At 61.9% G+C, this 16338-nt stretch carries 15 protein-coding genes and 1 tRNA gene; 9 read left to right on the forward strand and 7 right to left on the reverse strand.

Annotation, left to right across the window (positions count from 1 at the left end; all coding sequences use genetic code 11):
* Positions 1-8: 8 nt before the first annotated feature.
* From RHPLAN_RS02955 to rplU, 5 genes are all read right to left on the reverse strand, one after another.
* Entirely contained in the window at positions 9-551 is a 543-nt protein-coding gene (locus RHPLAN_RS02955; protein WP_068013678.1) for a hypothetical protein, read from the reverse strand.
* A gap of 491 nt (positions 552-1042) precedes the next feature.
* On the reverse strand, positions 1043-1684 hold the full coding sequence (locus tag RHPLAN_RS02960) for an FMN-binding negative transcriptional regulator (protein WP_068013680.1): 642 nt from the start codon (positions 1682-1684) through the stop codon (positions 1043-1045).
* A gap of 13 nt (positions 1685-1697) precedes the next feature.
* Positions 1698-2300: a GNAT family N-acetyltransferase gene (locus RHPLAN_RS02965; RefSeq protein ID WP_068013682.1), complete on the reverse strand. Its 603-nt coding sequence runs from the start codon at positions 2298-2300 to the stop codon at positions 1698-1700.
* Positions 2301-2455: 155 nt separating this feature from the next.
* Entirely contained in the window at positions 2456-2728 is a 273-nt protein-coding gene (gene rpmA, locus RHPLAN_RS02970) for a 50S ribosomal protein L27 (protein WP_068013684.1), read from the reverse strand.
* Positions 2729-2900: 172 nt separating this feature from the next.
* Positions 2901-3296, reverse strand: coding sequence for a 50S ribosomal protein L21 (rplU, locus tag RHPLAN_RS02975; RefSeq protein WP_068013686.1), 396 nt, complete (start codon positions 3294-3296; stop codon positions 2901-2903).
* 359 nt (positions 3297-3655) lie between these two features.
* Here rplU and RHPLAN_RS02980 point away from each other — a divergent pair, with 359 nt between their 5' ends.
* From RHPLAN_RS02980 to RHPLAN_RS03020, 9 genes are all read left to right on the forward strand, one after another.
* On the forward strand, positions 3656-4606 hold the full coding sequence (locus tag RHPLAN_RS02980) for an ABC transporter substrate-binding protein (RefSeq protein ID WP_068013688.1): 951 nt from the start codon (positions 3656-3658) through the stop codon (positions 4604-4606).
* An 8-nt stretch (positions 4607-4614) separates the two neighbouring features.
* Positions 4615-5478 (forward strand): ABC transporter permease, encoded by an 864-nt coding sequence (locus RHPLAN_RS02985; protein WP_068013690.1) that lies wholly within the window; start codon positions 4615-4617, stop codon positions 5476-5478.
* Positions 5471-6250, forward strand: a complete 780-nt coding sequence (locus RHPLAN_RS02990) for an ABC transporter ATP-binding protein (RefSeq protein ID WP_068013692.1) — start codon at positions 5471-5473, stop codon at positions 6248-6250. Before RHPLAN_RS02985 ends, RHPLAN_RS02990 begins: the two co-directional genes overlap by 8 nt.
* A 136-nt stretch (positions 6251-6386) precedes the next feature.
* Positions 6387-7238: an alpha/beta hydrolase gene (locus tag RHPLAN_RS02995; protein WP_068013695.1), complete on the forward strand. Its 852-nt coding sequence runs from the start codon at positions 6387-6389 to the stop codon at positions 7236-7238.
* Positions 7239-7514: 276 nt separating this feature from the next.
* Positions 7515-8489, forward strand: coding sequence for a Bug family tripartite tricarboxylate transporter substrate binding protein (locus RHPLAN_RS03000; RefSeq protein WP_068013697.1), 975 nt, complete (start codon positions 7515-7517; stop codon positions 8487-8489).
* Between the two features lie 36 nt (positions 8490-8525).
* Complete coding sequence (locus RHPLAN_RS03005; RefSeq protein ID WP_198164686.1) at positions 8526-9494, forward strand: Bug family tripartite tricarboxylate transporter substrate binding protein; 969 nt, start codon at positions 8526-8528, stop codon at positions 9492-9494.
* A gap of 69 nt (positions 9495-9563) precedes the next feature.
* The gene (locus RHPLAN_RS03010) at positions 9564-10547 is read left to right on the forward strand and encodes a Bug family tripartite tricarboxylate transporter substrate binding protein (protein WP_068013701.1); all 984 of its coding nucleotides are present in this window, start codon (positions 9564-9566) and stop codon (positions 10545-10547) included.
* A complete protein-coding gene (locus tag RHPLAN_RS03015; RefSeq protein ID WP_068013703.1) occupies positions 10547-11533 on the forward strand; it encodes a Bug family tripartite tricarboxylate transporter substrate binding protein in 987 nt (328 codons plus the stop codon). Before RHPLAN_RS03010 ends, RHPLAN_RS03015 begins: the two co-directional genes overlap by 1 nt.
* A 128-nt stretch (positions 11534-11661) precedes the next feature.
* Positions 11662-11751 (forward strand) — tRNA-Ser (locus tag RHPLAN_RS03020).
* 764 nt (positions 11752-12515) lie between these two features.
* Here RHPLAN_RS03020 and RHPLAN_RS03030 read toward each other — a convergent pair.
* Both RHPLAN_RS03030 and RHPLAN_RS03035 read right to left on the reverse strand, forming a co-directional pair.
* The gene (locus RHPLAN_RS03030; RefSeq protein WP_068013707.1) at positions 12516-13232 is read right to left on the reverse strand and encodes a hypothetical protein; all 717 of its coding nucleotides are present in this window, start codon (positions 13230-13232) and stop codon (positions 12516-12518) included.
* 6 nt (positions 13233-13238) lie between these two features.
* Positions 13239-16082: an HsdM family class I SAM-dependent methyltransferase gene (locus tag RHPLAN_RS03035; protein ID WP_084244209.1), complete on the reverse strand. Its 2844-nt coding sequence runs from the start codon at positions 16080-16082 to the stop codon at positions 13239-13241.
* Positions 16083-16338 lie beyond the last annotated feature (256 nt).

A 16338-nucleotide genomic window follows, 5' to 3' on the forward strand; every position in this document is an offset into this window, starting at 1 on the left:
AGGATCGACTACGTCGCCTGCTGCGGGGTCATCTGCTTCACCTTGCCGGTCTTCAGGTCGATGCTGATGCGGTTGATCATGTCGAGATTGGTGCCCGTCACCCGCACGAAGCGCGACATGTCCGGATAGTCGATCGAGTGGATCGCGCCGTTCTGGTAGATGCCGGCCTGGCCGGGAGCGAGGCGGTATTTCTTCTCGGGCTCGAGTTTCGCGTAGGTCGGGTCTTTCCCGTCGTCGAGCCGCTTCCATTCGATCATGTCGGTCCAGAGCTTGGCCTGGCCGTAGATCGCCCAGGATGCGCCGTGATCGTGTGGCGGCGAGACGCGGGCCTTCTCGTTGATGTGCGCCAGCACCTGGAACTTGAGATCGGGATCCTCGTACAGCACGTTCAGGCCACGCTCGACCTTGTCGCCGCAGTACTTCTCGACGAAGTCCTGGTTCTGAAGAAGGCGCTCGAGATTCGCCCGGACCTCCTCACGGCCTGCGGGACCGGGATCGCGCTTCAGCGAAGTGCGTATGTCGGAAATGAATTGATCAAGCTCGTAGCCCATGGTGCGCTCCTGGCGTGCTCCGCGGAAAATCGATTGCCACGCAGAGTGCCATTTTCACGCAAATTGTCACGCTGCGCCAGTCGACCGGAGAATATCAATTCTGCTCGGAACGCAGATGAGAGAAGAAGATTTTCGGGGAAGACCCTGTGCAGAAAACGCAACCGGGAGCGGCAAGGGGCCATGCCTCACTGATGGGGCCCGCTATAGCCTGCTCCCGGCGTGTCGTTTGTGGGTTTGCCGCTACGTAAGCGCCCAAACGGTTGCTGTTACGCTAAGCGGCGGAACTGACCCGGTGGCGTCATGGTGACCTCCGTTTTCAGTTTTGCGTTTATCGCGCTCGCCTCGGCGAGACGCTCAACACCCACGTATGCTCCTCCTGTCGAGGGCCGCTGTCAACAATTCTTCACATGTGATTCATGCGACGGAGATTCGCGTCTCCTTGGCGGAACAATCCGTCTCGCGCGAGCGCGGGATAAGTTGCCGGTTGCAATCTAATTGGTGAGTTTGCCGCGCTCGGCGACCAGTACAGCCATCACGGCTTCCTGTTCGCCACCATCGCGCAATCCCGCGGCAACACCGGCGCGGTCCACTTCGGGCCGGTTCTGGCTCACCTTCCATTTGCCTTCGATCGTCGTGATCGGAATCTCGACGCCGATGATGCCCTTGATCTGCGACGCGAGATATTGCTCCGGCGCATCGTCGACCTTCCACGGCTTCGGTAAGGCGTTTTCGTTTTGGTTCGTGAGGTCTTCGATCTGGCGTCTGAGCCACGCGGTGTCTTCAACGACGCGCGGCGCGCCCCAGGCGTGCACCGTCACGTAATTCCAGGTCGGCACGACTTTGCCGTGCTCCTGCTTGGTCGGATACAGAGAGGGCGAGATGTAGAGCTGCGGTCCCTGGAAAACGACCAGGCATTCCTTCACGGCCGCAAGCTCGCGCCATTGCGGATTGCCGCGCGCCATATGGGCGCGCAGCGTGCCGTGCTTCGACAGATCGCTGTAGACCAGAAACGGAATCGCGTTCGCCTGCAGCCCGCCCGGTCCTGCTGTGATCAGCAGGCCGAGCGGGTGCGAGCGAATGAGCCCGTGCTGGACCTCGATGCGATCCTCCCGGAAGTGCGGAGGCTGATACATCGCGCAGCTCCGATCAGGCTTGCACGCGCCGGGTCTGGCCCCAGGCTTTGATCGAGGCCCACAGCCCGCGGTCGAGCCGGAAGCGGTCGATCGGCGCCGAGCTCGAAATGGCGCGGATGCGGAGCAGGCCCGCGCCCGACCACTGGAAGCCGCATTTCTCCAGCACGCGCCGCGACGGCGGATTGGTCACGCGCGCCGCCGACTGGATCGCGTCGGCGTCGGTGTCGGTGAAGATATGATCGATCACCGCACGCACAGCTTCCGTGGCGTAGCCTTTGCCCCAGTGCTTGACGCCGAGCCAGTAGCCGATCTCCGGCGGATGCCGGTCGATCTGCGTGAAGCCGCAGGCGCCAATCGGCGTGCCGTTGCGCAGCGTGATCAGGAATATGGTTTCGTTGCCGTGACTGTTGGCGACGGCGATGAAGTCTTCGGCGTCGGCGAGCCGGTACGGATGGGGAATGCGTGCCGTGTTCTCGGCGATGCGGCGATCGTTCGCCAGCATGGCTACCGCTTTAACGTCCCCAAGCTGCGGCGCACGCAGAACCAGCCGCTCCGTCTCGAGGACGGGAATACACCTCTCGCGGAAGGCTCCTGAAGGTATCTCTTGCAGTGTCATGACACGGGCTCCTTTGGGCTCGGTTGAAGAACTCGGGTTGAAAACTCGACCCGGAAAAACCGAAGGGGGAGGCGGTATCCGCCTCCCCCTTTAAGGGCCCTGTGAGCCCCGCCGGTTCGGACAGACACCGGCGGACCCACTATGGTTCCACCGTTTTATTCGGCCGCGGCCTCCGTCATCGGAAGGACGGAAATGAATACGCGGCCTTTGGCTTTGGTATTGAACGTGACGCGACCTTCAGTCAGGGCGAACAGCGTATGATCGCGGCCAATGCCGACGTTCTGGCCGGCATGCCATTTGGTCCCGCGCTGGCGCGCCAGAATGTTGCCCGGCACGGCCGTCTGACCGCCGAACAGCTTGACGCCAAGGCGTTGCCCGGCCGAGTCACGGCCGTTCCGGGAAGATCCGCCTGCTTTCTTGTGAGCCATAACTGAGGTCCTAAAACTCGTGTGTCTTTGTAGCCCGATTCCGTTCCGGAATCATCTCACAAATATTGATGAACGCCATTTTCTGAAGGACATCCGCGCAGTTTCCTGCGCTGGAGCCTGACGTTCACCGCGAATTTACTGCTGAGGTCGAGTTGGCGCGCCAGCTTGGCGATTATGCCGCGTCGTCCTCGGCTTCTGTCTTGGCCGGCTTCGCCTTGGGCTCGGGCTTCGGCTTCGGGCCTTTCGAGGGCTTCGCGCCGCCCGTCAGGATTTCCGAAATCCGAATCAGGACGAAGTCCTGCCGATGGCCGCGCTTGCGCCGCGAGTTCTTGCGACGACGCTTCTTGAAGGCGATGACCTTGCGGCCGCGGCCATGCTCGACGATCTCGACCGCGACGCTCGCGCCCGAAATGGTCGGCTTGCCGATCTCCGGCTTGTCGCCGCCCAGCATGATGACTTCGCCGATCTGCACGATCGTGCCCGGCTCGCCTTCCACGCCCTCGACCTTGAGGACCTGGTCTTCGACCACGCGGTATTGCTTACCGCCGGCTTTGATGACTGCGAACATCGTTCTCTATCCCGTGCTCATACCCAGCTCTCGGGGTGACCCGCGGCCGGCTTCTTTCAGTCGGTTTGTGATGTGGTTACAGGCACTTATGTGCCGTAACAAATCGCGCGGACCTTGAGGCCCGCGCCATTGCGGCATGCTTATGGGGGGCAGGGCCGTTTCTGTCAAGGAAAACGGCCGAAACAGGGGCTTTTGGGCCTCGGCGAGGCCGTTCCGCAGCACCTGCCTGTTTTTTCGCCATTGCCGCCTCTGGTTCTGGCGCGGCGCTGTGGGCCCACCGCTAGGTCACTGAAAAATCGAAAGATTCCGATGGCATGGCGCTTGCTCGCCTGTCCGCCAGCCAGAGCAGGGAGCTTCTTATGATCCGCCGTCGCGAATTCCTCGTTGGAGCAGGCGTTGCCGCCTTGGCCGCCCCGGCCGTGCTGCGCGCCGAAGATGTCACGATCATCAAGATGGGCGCGTTGAAGCTCATCCATTCGATCACACCTTACTTCTACGAGCGCTTCACGCCGGCCGGCACCAGGATCGAGGTCGTGCCGTTCGAAAGCCCGGCCGAGGGCAAGAACGCCGTGGTCACCAAGTCGGTCGACTTCGGCATGTTCGGCATCGCGGCCGCGACGTTGGGCGCCGCAGCGGGCGAACCGGTCGTCGTGATCGCCGGCGCCTGCAACAAGGGCATGGCGATCATCGCCAAGAAGGACAGCCCGATCTCCTCGATCAAGGACCTCAAAGGCACCAAGGTCGCGATCTGGCCGGGCTCGACGCAGGAGGTGTTCATCCTCGAGCGGCTGCGGATGGAAGGGATGTCGATCAAGGACATCACGCCTGTACGCGTGTCCTTCAGCGAAATGCATCTGGCGCTCGCGCGCGGCGACGTCGATGCGTATGTCGGCGCCGAGCCGGGCCCTGGTGTCAGTCTCTCGACCGGCATCGGCAAGCTGGTCGAATATCCCTACGGCACCGCGATGGGCGGCTTGAACATGGTGTTCGGCGCGCATCGCGACACGCTGTCGGAGAAGCCGAAGCTCGTGAACGTGATCCTCGGCATTCATCGCAAGGCGGTCGAGTTCGCCATGGCCAATCCGGCCGAGATGAGCGCCATGGCGGTGGCGAAGCTCGGCCAGAAGAAAGAGGCGATCGACGTCTCGGTCCCCAATGTCGAACTCACCTGGAAGTTCGGCGCGCTGGAGATTGCGCAGTCCAAGACCTACGCCGAATATATGCTGCAGTTGAAGCAGATCCGGCAGCTTCCGGACTTCGCGACGTTCTTCGACACGCGCTTCGTCGACGAACTGGCGAAGCAGGCCTGACCACGCTCATGAGCGCGGGTGCCGAAACCGGGACGGCCCCAACATTGAACGCAGCGGAGGCGCAGCCTACGCCGCGCTCGTTGCCGCGGTTTATTCGGAAGCTGAAACAGCCCGCGATCGCGGTGCTGTTTCCGGTCGCCGTCGTGATGGTCTGGCATTTCGCCACCTACGGACGAAAGTACAGCCTGATCCCGCCGCCGAGCGAAGTCGCGATCGAGCTTTACGATCTGGCGTTCGGCGGCATCTACGACGACGCGTACAGCCAGACCCTCCTGACGCATCTACTTGCCTCGGTGAGCCGGGTCTATGGCGGCTTCGGTATGGCGTGTCTGGTCGCGCTGCCGCTCGGGCTGATGATCGGGCGGCTGCCGTTCGTGCGGCAACTGCTCGACCCGACGCTCCAGGTGCTGCGGCCGATTCCCGTTACCGCCTGGCTGCCGCTGGCCATGATCATCTTCGGACTCGGTCCGCGCTCGGCGGTGTTTCTGGTTTTTCTCGGTGCGTTCTATCCGGTGCTGGTCAACACGATCTTCGGCGTGCGTTCGGTCGATCCGCGATTGTTCGAGGCGGCGAGCATGCTTGGCTGCGAGGGCGTCTCGCAGTTCTTCAAGGTGGTGCTGCCGGCAAGCCTGCCTGCGATCTTCACCGGGCTTCGTCTGGGGCTTGGTTTCGCCTGGGTGGTGATCGTGGTCGGCGAGATGACCGGTGTGCAGACCGGGCTTGGCGCGATCATCATGGAAGCCCGGCAATTGTCGCGAACCGAAATCGTCATCTCCGGCATGATCGTGATCGGCATCGCAGGCTTCATCTCCGACCGCATCGTGATGTGGCTCGGCCAACGTTTGCTGCGCTGGAGCCCGAACCATGTCTGAGCCGACGGTCCCGATCCTCGAACTCAAGGGCTTGAGCAAGCAGTTCGAATTCAACGGCGACCGCATCGAGGCGCTGCGCGATGCGAATCTGCGCGTGAGCAAAGGCGAGTTCGTTTGTCTGATCGGCGCCTCGGGCTGCGGCAAGTCGACCTTGCTCCGCATCGTCGCGGGCTTCGAGAAGGCGACGCGGGGCAGTGCACTGATGTGGGACCGGCCGATCGAAGGGCCGGCGCCCGATCGCGGCATGGTGTTCCAGGACTACGGCCTGTTTCCCTGGCTTAGCGTGCGCGGCAACATCGCGTTCGGGCCGGCCTCACGCGGACGGCCCAGGTCCGAGATCAAGGACACGGTCGATCGCTTCGTCGAGCTGGTCGGCCTGCAGCGTTTCGCCGACGCCTATCCGCATCAGCTCTCCGGCGGCATGAAGCAGCGCGTCGCCATCGCCCGTGTGCTCGCCAACGATGCCGAGATCGTGCTGATGGACGAACCGTTCGGCGCGCTCGACGCGATGACCCGCGAGCGGTTGCAGGACGAGCTTCTGGAGATCTGGCGGCGCACCGGCCTCACCGTGCTGTTCGTCACCCATTCGATCGAGGAGGCGATCTTCCTCGCCGACCGCGTGGTGGTGATGTCGCCGGGCCCGGGCCGCATCGACAGCCAGATGCAGATCACGCTGCCGCGCCCGCGCGACGTGGTCGGGAGCGATTTCAACGACATCCGCCGCGAGCTGTCGTTGCGGCTGCACAGCCATCACGCGCGGAAGGCTGCGTAGGGCTGGTCATTCCGGGGCGGCGCGAAGCGCCGAACCCGGAATCCAGTTCCGATGTTCTGGATTCCGGGTTCGCCCGCTTCGCGGGCGCCCCGGAATGACCGTGGAGAGATTTGAACAACTCCGTTAGATTGATCCCATGAACGATGCATCCTCCACCATCATTTGGCGCGGCATGAACCGGGCGCAGCTCGATGCCGCTTACGACAACAACGCCGCGGTGCCCGACGTCGCGTCGCGCCGCGACGGCTGGATTTCGCGCAGCGCGGAGATGCGGAAGAAGAATCCGGAGCTGCTCGATCTCGCCTATGGCCCGCGCGAAAGAAACCGCATCGACGTGTTCCGCTGCGGCAAGGCCAACGCGCCGCTGTTCTGCTTCATCCATGGCGGCTACTGGCAGCGCAACAGCAAGGACATCTTCGCCTGCATGATGGCGGGTCCGCTGGCTCATGGCTTCGACACCGCGATGATCGGCTACACGCTCTGCCCGGACGTGACGCTGACCGAGCTGGTCGCCGAGACTCATGCTGCGATCCGCTACCTCCGCCAGGAAGGTCCGCGCCGCGGCTTCGGCGCGGGCAAGCTCATCGTGTCAGGCTGGTCGGCCGGCGGGCATCTGACCGCGTCGGCGTTGCCGCTCGACGAGGTCGATGCGGGGCTTGCGATCAGCGGCATTTATGACATCGAGCCCTGCCGGCTCAATTATCTCAACGAGAAGCTCAATCTCACTGTGGCAGAGGTCGGGGCCCTCAGTCCGATCCTGCATCTTCCCAAGCGAAAGGTGCCGTTGACCGTCGCGTTCGGCACCGGCGAGTTGCCGGAACTGCAGCGTCAATCGCGGGACTATCACCAGGCTCGCGTGGCGGCAGGCCTGCCGAGCACGCTGCTGCCGCTCGAGCCGTGCAATCACTTCTCGATCATGGACGAGCTTGAAAAGGCTGACGGCCGCCTCACCGCCGCGCTGAACAGTCTCATTGTCGCGCTCGGCTAAATAGCGCAGACTTCCTGTCAACAGAGGCGAAAAGCCACAAGCCTGCGGCCAAGCAGGCGACGGGAGGAGTGCATGCGCGTCTCGCGCGGTCTGCTCGCTTTTCTGTCTGGCCTGTTCGCGCCCGTCGCCGCGGCGAAAGACTGTTCGTCTCGGCCTGTGTCGGCGCCATTCGCGCCGCTTGGCGTCGTCGCCGATGTTGCGAAATCCGGAGCACGTTCGTGAACGAGGCCGGTCTCGCCGGCTCGCAATGAAAATCAAAAGCAGCGGAGGACAGCGATGAAGATGCGGTTCGTTGCAATGCTGATGGCGATTGGAGCGCTTGCGGCGACGCCGCGTGGCGCCGCGGCGCAGGATTACCCGACGCATACGGTGACGATCCTCTGTCCGTTTGCGGCCGGCGGCGGCACCGATCTGATCGCGCGCTCGATCGCGGCAAAGCTGGAGCGCCGCCTGGGCCAGTCGTTCATTGTCGAGAACCGTCCCGGCGCCGGCACCACCATCGCGGCTGCCGCCACCGCCAAGGCTTCGCCTGACGGCTACACATTGATGCAGGCGACCAGCGGCACGATGTCGATGAATCCGACCATCTTCAAAAACCTGCCCTATCAACCGGACAAGGACGTTGTGCCGGTCGCGCTGTCCGCCGGCGTGCCGTTCCTTCTGGTGGTCAACCCCGCACTGCCGGTGCAAAGCGTGGCGGATCTCGTGAAGCTCGCCAAGCAGAAGCCTTTGACCTACGGCTCCGGTGGCGTGGGATCGTTCCACCATCTGAACGCCGAGCTGTTCTCCAGCATGACGGGAATCAAGATGACGCATGTGCCTTACAAGGGCAGCGTGCCGGCGATGACCGATCTGGTCGCGGGCCAGATCGATGTGCTGTTCGTCGACATCGGTCCGTCGATCCAGCTGATCCGAGCCGGCAAGGCCCGGGCGCTGGGCATCACCAGTGCACAACCGGCCGCGGCCACGCCGGAAATTCCGCCGCTCGACAAAGTGGGCGTGCCGGGTTTCGACACCACGGCCTGGCAGATGCTGGTCGCGCCCGGCGGCACGCCGCGACCGATCCTGGAAAAACTCAATTCCGAAACAAATGCGATCGTGCAGTCCGACGAGATCCGCAAGCAGTTCATCGATATGGGTCTGGAGCCAATCGGAAAAGGATCGCTGAAAGAACTGGAAGCCTTCGTCAAATCCGAGACAGCGCGCTGGGCGCCGGTTATACGAAATGCGGGGCTGGCCGGGTCCCAATAGAAAAGCAAGGAAGGAAACTCGAGGATGGCGTTTGGAATGGGCCGTGTTTTGATCGCGGCAATGTTGGCTGCGGGTTTGAGCGCCGCTGCGTGCGCGCAGGATTATCCGTCGCGCCCCGTTACGATGGTGGTGCCGTTCACGAGCGGTGGCTCGACCGAGATCATGGCGCGGCTGATCGCGCAGGGGCTTGAAACCAAGCTCGGCAAGCCGGTGATCGTCGAGAACAAGCCTGGCGCCGGCACGGTGATCGGCTCGAACTTCGTCGCGAAGTCCGAACCCGACGGCTACACGCTGCTGATGGGCACCTCGTCGCCGATCGCCATCAACGTCACGGTCTACAAGGCGCTGCCCTACAATCCCGCGACCGACTTCGTGCCGCTGGCGATGGTGGCCGAGAGCCCGTTCGTGCTCGTGGTCAACAACGATCTGCCGGTGAAGACCGTCCCCGAGCTGATCGCCTATGCCAAGGCCAATCCCGGCAAGCTGTCGTTCGGCTCGGGCGGGCCTGGCGCGCCGCATCACCTGTTCGCCGAGTTGTTCGCGAGCATGGCCGGCATCAAGATGACGCACGTGCCCTATCGCGGCAGCCTGCCGGCGTTGAACGACGTGCTGGCCGGTCACATCCAGCTGATGTTCGTCGATCTGCCGCCGGCCGTCGGCATGATTTCGAGCGGAAAAATCCGCGCGCTCGGCGTCACGCCCGCGAAGCGGCTCGCCGCGCTGCCGGATGTGCCGACCATTGCCGAGGCCGGTGTCCCAGGCTACTCGGCCGCTGCATGGTTCATGGTCGTGGCGCCGGCCAAGACGCCAAAGCCGGTCGCCGATCGCCTGCATGCCGATCTGAAGGAGGTGCTAAGCTCGGCTCAGACCCGCGAGCAGATCGACAAGCTCGGCCTGACGCCGCTCGATACGCCGCCGATCGCCACGATGCAGGACTTCGTGAAGTCCGAGATCGCGCGCTGGGGCAAGGTGGTGGAAGCTGCCGGGATTGCGGGCTCGCAATAGCGGGCCCGGCGTTGAACTGAAACGGACATTGGCGCGCACGCGTCAACGGAATTTCGACCGGAGTATAGAATGCTGACTGCACGCTGGGCCGCGGCCGTTGTCGCATGTCTTTTTCTGACGGCTGCTTCATCGGTGCAGGCCGACGACTATCCGTCGCGGCCGATCACTTTGGTCCTGCCGCTCGCCGCCGGCGGCGCGATGGACGTCTTCGCCCGCGGCCAGTTCGAGCCCAAGCTGAGAGAGCGGTTCGGCAAGCCTGTGATCGTCGAGAACCGCACCGGCGGCGGCACGGTGATCGCCGCGAACGCAGTGGCGAAATCCCCGCCTGACGGCTACACGCTGTTCTTTACGCCGGCCGGCACGCTCACCACCAATGCGACGCTCTACAAGAAGCTGCCGTATGATCCGGTCAAAGACTTCACGCCGGTCGCGTTGACCTCGTCGGTGACCTTCGTGCTGGTGGTGAACCCGTCGCTGCCGGTGCATTCGGTCAAGGAACTCGTTCAATACGCCAAGCAGCGGCCCGGTGAGCTTTCGTTCGGCTCGACCGGTATCGGCGCCACGCCGCACCTCGCGGTCGAGATGATCATGCGCGAGGCCGGACTGAAGATGACGCATGTGCCCTATCGTGGCATGCCGCCTGCGGTGAACGACGTGATCGGCAATCACGTGCAGATGGTGTTTGCCGATCCGACGGTCGCTGCGCCGCTGATCAAGGAGGGCCGGCTCCGCGCGCTCGCGGTGTCGTCCAAGGTGCGCATCGTCGCGCTGCCCGATGTGCCGACCATGGAGGAGGCGGGCTTTCCCGGTTTCGAAGCGACGTCGTGGCACATGATCGTCGGCCCGGCGGGCCTGCCGAACGACATCGTCGGAAAGCTCAACGCCGAGTTCAAGCAGATGGCCGCGTCGGACGACTACAAGGCGCAGGCCGACCGGATGGGATTGCTGGCGATCCAGACGCCGCCGCCGGACGAACTGAGAAAGTACCTCAATGCCGAGATCGCGCGTTGGGGCCAGCTTGTGAAGGACGTCGGCATCGCCGGGACGGAGTGATGATCGCAGGAGCCATGCGAGCCTGGGCCGTCGCAACCGTGCTGGTTTGCACGGCGCCGTCTGCCTGGTCGCAGGTTTCAGGCTATCCAAACCGCACCGTGACCATCGTCGCGCCGGCTGCACCGGGCGGGCTCTATAGTCTCTTTGCACGTTTGATCGGCTCGAAGCTCGAGCAGCGTTTCGGCAAATCTTTCGTGGTCGAGAACAAGCCGGGCGCAAGCTCGATCGTCGGCTCGCTTGCGGTGATCCGCTCACCGCACGACGGCTATACGCTGATGGTCGCCAACACCAGCGGGCTCGCCGCCAACGTCACCCTCCACAAGAGTTTGCCCTACGAACCGCTGAAAGACTTCGCGCCGGTGTCGCTGATCTCCCGGGTTCCCGAGGTTCTGGTGGTGAATGCCGCGCTGCCGGTCGTCTCGCTCGCCGACCTCGCGCAGCTCGCCAAGGCGACACCTGGAGGCTTGAGCTTCGCCTCGGCGGGCGCCGGCACCGCGCAGCACCTGAGCGGCATCGAGCTTGGCGCGGCGCTCGGCGTGCCGGTGACGCATGTGCCTTACAAGGGCATGCAGCCGGCCATCGCCGATGTGGCCGGCGGCCACATCCCGTTCATGTTCAGCCCGATCTCGTTCGCGCTGCCGCTCGCTCAAGCCGGCAAGCTCCGCATGCTCGGCGTCACCACGGCCGAGCGGATCGAGGCGGTGCCCGATGTGCCGCCGCTGATCGAGGTAGGGCTCAAGCAGTTCGACGCCGTGTCCTGGTTCATGCTGGTGGCGCCGGCCGGCACGCCCGCCGACATCGTCGGCAAGCTGCACCAGGAGGTGAGGGCGGTGATGGCCGATCCCGAGGTCCACCGGGAGTTCGTCAAGCTGGGCCTCGCTCCGGTGCAGTCGCCGCCGCCCGAGGATCTCCCGGGCTTCGTGCGATCCGAAATCGTGGTCTGGGGCGAGATCATCCGGCGGGCGGGGCTCGCCGGCTCGCAGTAGGTGCCCGATTCGCCTCCAATTGGGAGGAGATTCTGAAAAATTGCCGCTGAAGCGGGCGAAATCACTGCGCTCTTGTTTGCCCGCGCCGCATTGGATAGATACACCCGCTCAACGCCCAATCTGGCTCCGGAGAGGTGGCAGAGTGGTTGAATGCACCGCACTCGAAATGCGGCATACGGGCAACCGTATCGGGGGTTCGAATCCCTCCCTCTCCGCCACGGCCCTTGTCAAAATCGTTCTCCGCAGATTAGGTCGCGGCAAAATACGCGGCGAATGAGGACGATTTTTTGTCGATGGCTCTGCACTGCTTTGGACTGAAGCGCTATAAATTGGTTCTCCAGGCCTCGAATTCTCTCAACCTCTGTACTGCCGGTTAGAAGTACGGTTTGCGAAACCCAATAAAATCCTCGCGTTTCGACGCGTCGATTCCGGCCGGGTTCGAATTGCTGTCCCTTCCCAAATTGGCCGAAAAATTCTACTTCTTTCGCAATGAGGAGGTCGGCGGTTCGATCACGCCCGGCTCCGCCAACCCCAAAGTCCCGACGCCGTCGGCACTTTCCGTGATTTGGTAGACCTAGTGCCGTGCGAGTTTTGGGCCAGGTCGTCCGGCAACTCGTCCGTAACCGCGCAGGGACGTTCCGCGAGTTTTCTACACCGCGACTAGAAACGCTTTGCAGCCTATGTTGTTGATGTCTTCTCGACCGCGTTGCGACCTGGAGCAACCAGGACGTGATGCTTGCAGGTCTTCTCACCATCGTAGCCTGCTTGGTAGCCGGTACAGCGGTGGCCCAACTGGATCCGAATTTGGCCAGGATGGCGCGCTGGCGGGCTTTCGTTGTAGTGCAATGCGTCCCAGCGAGTGCCGACCATTCCTAAATTCTTCCAAAGGCTTACATGTTTGCCTGCCGAGCGGTGCCGTCCGCTGCCAAATTTCCATGGCACAAAACTGGCACAAATCGGCTCAACGCTTTCTTGCTTCGCGTCAGCGCATCTCGATCCAGAGATGGCGCAGCTCGATGTCGCCCAAGGTTCCGATGCGGCTATGAACGGATGCAAGGGTGGCACTGCCTCCAGACGCATCCAGCGACCCTATGGCGAGCCGGTCTGCCGCCGTCCAGCCGGCCTCTACGTCGGCCAGCTCGTCGATCCAACTGTTTATCCGTGTGTTCCAGTCGGTCGACCCATCCGCCTGCAGGTAGCCAATCATCGCGCCGAGGCGATGGTTGGAACCATGATTCCCGGCCTTGAAGCGTTGAATGCCGCCCCTGCTCGAATGCTTGCAGAACACATATTCCCGCTCATCCCGCGCTTTGTCCTTAGGCGTCGGAAGCCGCTTACATTCGACAGGTAGCAGCGTGTCGAAATCGACATAGCGACGGCCTCCAACGATGATTGCCGTGCCAGTTGGAGCCGCGACCATATCCATGCGCCGCCCTGGCTGGTTCTCATCGGGCTCTTCTACGCGAAACTGAAGGCTGTCCCAACCGCCCGCGTGGCGTGAAGCGCTGTTAAGGTGCGCGCACAGCTGCGAAGTCAGGACGGTCTCTGCCGTTGCGGCCTTCCTCTCTACGCGCCCTCGCCATTTCGGAAGCTCTCCGGAAATAAAGCCCACAAGCTCATGGAGAAATGTTTGCGGCTTGTGAATGTCGCCCTTCAGGGTTCCCACAATCGCCGAACTATTCGCTGAGTTTGCGAGCATCGGAAGTTAAAATCCCTGCGCTCGAAGGTCGGAAAGCGTTTCGTCTGCGTCGCGCAGAGCAATCGAAGGCAGCCAATAGCGTAGCCGGTCGGGCTTCAACAAAAAAATAAAGTTGCCGTCGTAAATCCGCGCGATGCGCGTCACGTGCAAATCTGTGCCGTGCTTGTTCTGCAGCAGGGCGTCAAGGCGTCCCCTTAGTTGTTCATCATCAGTCCAGTCCACTTCGCCATTTCCAAATACAAATGGAGCGCACAGGACGCCTGGCCACGAGCGTGGCGGGAGAGGTTTAAGAGCCGGTGACTTGTAGATCGCATTGATCTGGGCCGCGAATGTCTCCGCGAACGAAGGCACGCTCTTCAGGCCGTTTAGGAGCATCGCGGCCGAGTCTTCACCTAAGCGAACGAGATCGCGCTGGTAGTCCACAATGTCTCTAATGACGATGTTTTCGTTCTCGCTTAAATCGAGCGTACCTTCCTCTGGATACGGCAAAGCGAGGATATCCGCGCCGGAAAGCGTCGTAGCTTTCTGAGTGAACAAGCGGACGCTCACAGCGGCGGCAAACGCGCGCAGCGCCGCGGCTTCACGCGACAGCCACTGGTCCACTTTCTTAAGCTTGTCCAGTTGCTCTTTCGGGGCGGCGAATCCGACGATCTTATTCTTGTAAGTGAGATAACTCTTTTCCCAGACGATGTGCGGAAGATCCATCTGTTCCCGAACCAGCAACATCGGGGGCGTAAAGCGCGCCTCAGACCTCGGACCTTCAATCGGCTTCTTCGCTGCGACGGTAATTTCGGAAGTATCTATGCCGTCGACGGTCAGCGCTTCAGAAGGCAACAGCGGCTTTCCAACGATATGGGCCGCCGGGCGTGAGACTTTCTTTTGTCCTTCGATAAAACCTTCGCCGTAGTCCCATCCCAAGCTCTCTGCGTAAGCAGCGAGAGACCGCATCCCCTTGAAGCGGTCAACGAGGGTCAAAACTCTGCCGCCGCCGAGCAAATTGGCCCGCCATATACTGTCATTGGAGAGTGCCAGCTCTCGCGGCAACCAATGCAGGTCGTAGTAATCAATATCGAAGCCTTGCTCTGCATCGGCACGGCCGCTCCTGCGAAAGGTCGCATGGAGAATCTTGCGGTCCTTTGGCGGAGCTTCCGCGCCTGCCAATACAACGATGACTTTCGTATCGGCGCCGCCCTTTTGGAAGAGCCCGCGCACAGAAATGAAGTCCAGAACTTCGCGGACATCCCACGTCTTGAGGAAATTCTGGCGGAAGCCGAGAGAGTTCTGATTGTAGAGGAAATTATATTGCTGGAGCATGCTGAGCACGCCGCCCGGTGCGACCATCTGCATTGCTTCATGCAAGAAGAGATAAGCCAGTTGTTTGTCAGGCAGCGAACCGAACTTTTTCTCATACGCTGCGTAGCTGCTCTCGGCTCCGGGCGTGGTGAGGCTCGACTTAAAAGGGGGATTACCGACGACGACCCCCACCGGGGAGTCGATAAGCTGCTTCTCCTTCGCTTCAAAGAAACAGGAGTGATGGAGCGTTTTGCCGGCGAGCGCTGGAAACAGCTTGATGCTCGCGCGGATAGCCTCGGGCTCAAGAGCATCGCAAAGCGCAAGGCACAAGCTGAAGGCTGCGAGCTCTACCGCGCCTTCTTCAAGATCAACGCCATGCACGCGCTTAAGAAGCCCCTTAAGCACAGTGACATTGGGCCGCTTCCAGTTGTTGCGGCTGCGCCAGTGAAGGACAAGGCGTTTGTAGGCCTCGACCAGAAAAATCCCCGAGCCGCAACTCGGATCGAGAATGACCTCTTCCGTTTCCGCAAGGCGATCGAGACGATTCCAACTCAGGGCCTCGTCCAACATCAGGCGCACCACGAACGGCGGTGTGTAAACGGATGAATCCTTGTCGGTGACGAACAGCTGATAAATATGGCTGATGAGTTCGACTGGCAGGTCCTTGAAGGAGTACAACTGCCAAAGGGTCAGTTGTCCGTACTTATCTTCGCGGCCTTCAACAAGGCGCGCAAAACGCGCCAGCTGAGCATTTCCCTTAAGCGTATCGGCGTCTTCGTCTCTTAGCGTGAATACGTTTCCGTTGAAGCGCTCTTCAAGGTTCGACAACAACTTCACGAGCGCCTTGCCGTTGGCAAGTACCTCGAAGAATTTCTTTGCCTTCGGAACGTAGTGAGCGAAGTAGCCGTCAGGAAATACGTCTCGCTCTTCAAGGTACGCGATGAGCAAACAAAGGATCAGGAGTTTGCGACGAAGGTGTCGTTTCAGAATCTGCTCTTCGTTCAAGTCGTCATGAAGCTCTTTGACTTGCTCGATAAGGCGCTTGTGTGCGGCCTTGCTCGCGGAGAGCATCTCCTTGCAGACCGCGGGGTCATCCCACAAGGTGCCATTGCGAAGCCTCGCCGCGTCCCACCAAGGGTCTGAACTTACAGCCGCGGCGACCTGCAGTGTCTTGTAGGGTTTGCAAACGGTCGCGCCGCTCTTCGAAACGAAATCGGGGTTATGCGCGCACCGAAAGAGTTGCACCAAGCCCGGCGTCTTTCTGTACGCCAGCGGAACACCGCCCCAACTCCACAGACGCCGGTGAAGCTCGCCAAACGTCTCGTCATCGGCGGGGCCGTTGGAGACGAATACGAAGGCCTGCGCGGTCGATGGCCGGTGATTCCGGCTTGCTTCGAAGAATACCGCTGTCGCGCCGAAGGCCTTTGCCTTCTCCATCACCGCGACCTCTTCCGGCGGTCGGCCGTCCGGGCTGAACGTCGCCACGGGGATAAGCCCATCGGGGAGATCGGCTTGCGCCGTCCCCACATCGATCAGCCATTGAGCGGTCACGGTCATCTCAGCTGCCCCCGAAGGCTGTCTCGCGAGCAAAATGCTGCAGATGTCCTGGCGATGCCCCCGTGGATGCCATCGGACAAATGGAATTTTGGGGCATTTGCTGCCATGCCCTCAAGCGCTTAGTAGCCCGTCGGCGCAGGATTTTGTATCGGAAAGATTGATTCTTTCCTTCTGTATCGCGCGCAACACGCGCCGCGTACTTACTCGCAAGCCCTCGCTCCATCGTGTTGTGCAAATACCCGAGTGCCAAGCCTGC

Origin of the sequence: Rhodoplanes sp. Z2-YC6860, from assembly GCF_001579845.1 — a bacterium.
Classification (GTDB): domain Bacteria; phylum Pseudomonadota; class Alphaproteobacteria; order Rhizobiales; family Xanthobacteraceae; genus Z2-YC6860.

Excerpts from the sequence above, each read along its gene's own strand:
- rplU (WP_068013686.1), bottom strand. The coding sequence starts at position 3,296 with ATGTTCGCAGTCATCAAAGCCGGCGGTAAGCAATACCGCGTGGTCGAA.
- RHPLAN_RS03010 (WP_068013701.1), top strand. The coding sequence starts at position 9,564 with ATGCTGACTGCACGCTGGGCCGCGGCCGTTGTCGCATGTCTTTTTCTG.
- RHPLAN_RS03035 (WP_084244209.1), bottom strand. The coding sequence starts at position 16,082 with ATGACCGTGACCGCTCAATGGCTGATCGATGTGGGGACGGCGCAAGCC.
- RHPLAN_RS02960 (WP_068013680.1), bottom strand. The coding sequence starts at position 1,684 with ATGTATCAGCCTCCGCACTTCCGGGAGGATCGCATCGAGGTCCAGCAC.
- RHPLAN_RS03030 (WP_068013707.1), bottom strand. The coding sequence starts at position 13,232 with ATGCTCGCAAACTCAGCGAATAGTTCGGCGATTGTGGGAACCCTGAAG.
- RHPLAN_RS02990 (WP_068013692.1), top strand. The coding sequence starts at position 5,471 with ATGTCTGAGCCGACGGTCCCGATCCTCGAACTCAAGGGCTTGAGCAAG.
- rpmA (WP_068013684.1), bottom strand. The coding sequence starts at position 2,728 with ATGGCTCACAAGAAAGCAGGCGGATCTTCCCGGAACGGCCGTGACTCG.
- RHPLAN_RS02955 (WP_068013678.1), bottom strand. The coding sequence starts at position 551 with ATGGGCTACGAGCTTGATCAATTCATTTCCGACATACGCACTTCGCTG.
- RHPLAN_RS02995 (WP_068013695.1), top strand. The coding sequence starts at position 6,387 with ATGAACGATGCATCCTCCACCATCATTTGGCGCGGCATGAACCGGGCG.
- RHPLAN_RS02965 (WP_068013682.1), bottom strand. The coding sequence starts at position 2,300 with ATGACACTGCAAGAGATACCTTCAGGAGCCTTCCGCGAGAGGTGTATT.
- RHPLAN_RS03005 (WP_198164686.1), top strand. The coding sequence starts at position 8,526 with ATGGGCCGTGTTTTGATCGCGGCAATGTTGGCTGCGGGTTTGAGCGCC.
- RHPLAN_RS02985 (WP_068013690.1), top strand. The coding sequence starts at position 4,615 with ATGAGCGCGGGTGCCGAAACCGGGACGGCCCCAACATTGAACGCAGCG.
- RHPLAN_RS02980 (WP_068013688.1), top strand. The coding sequence starts at position 3,656 with ATGATCCGCCGTCGCGAATTCCTCGTTGGAGCAGGCGTTGCCGCCTTG.
- RHPLAN_RS03000 (WP_068013697.1), top strand. The coding sequence starts at position 7,515 with ATGAAGATGCGGTTCGTTGCAATGCTGATGGCGATTGGAGCGCTTGCG.
- RHPLAN_RS03015 (WP_068013703.1), top strand. The coding sequence starts at position 10,547 with ATGATCGCAGGAGCCATGCGAGCCTGGGCCGTCGCAACCGTGCTGGTT.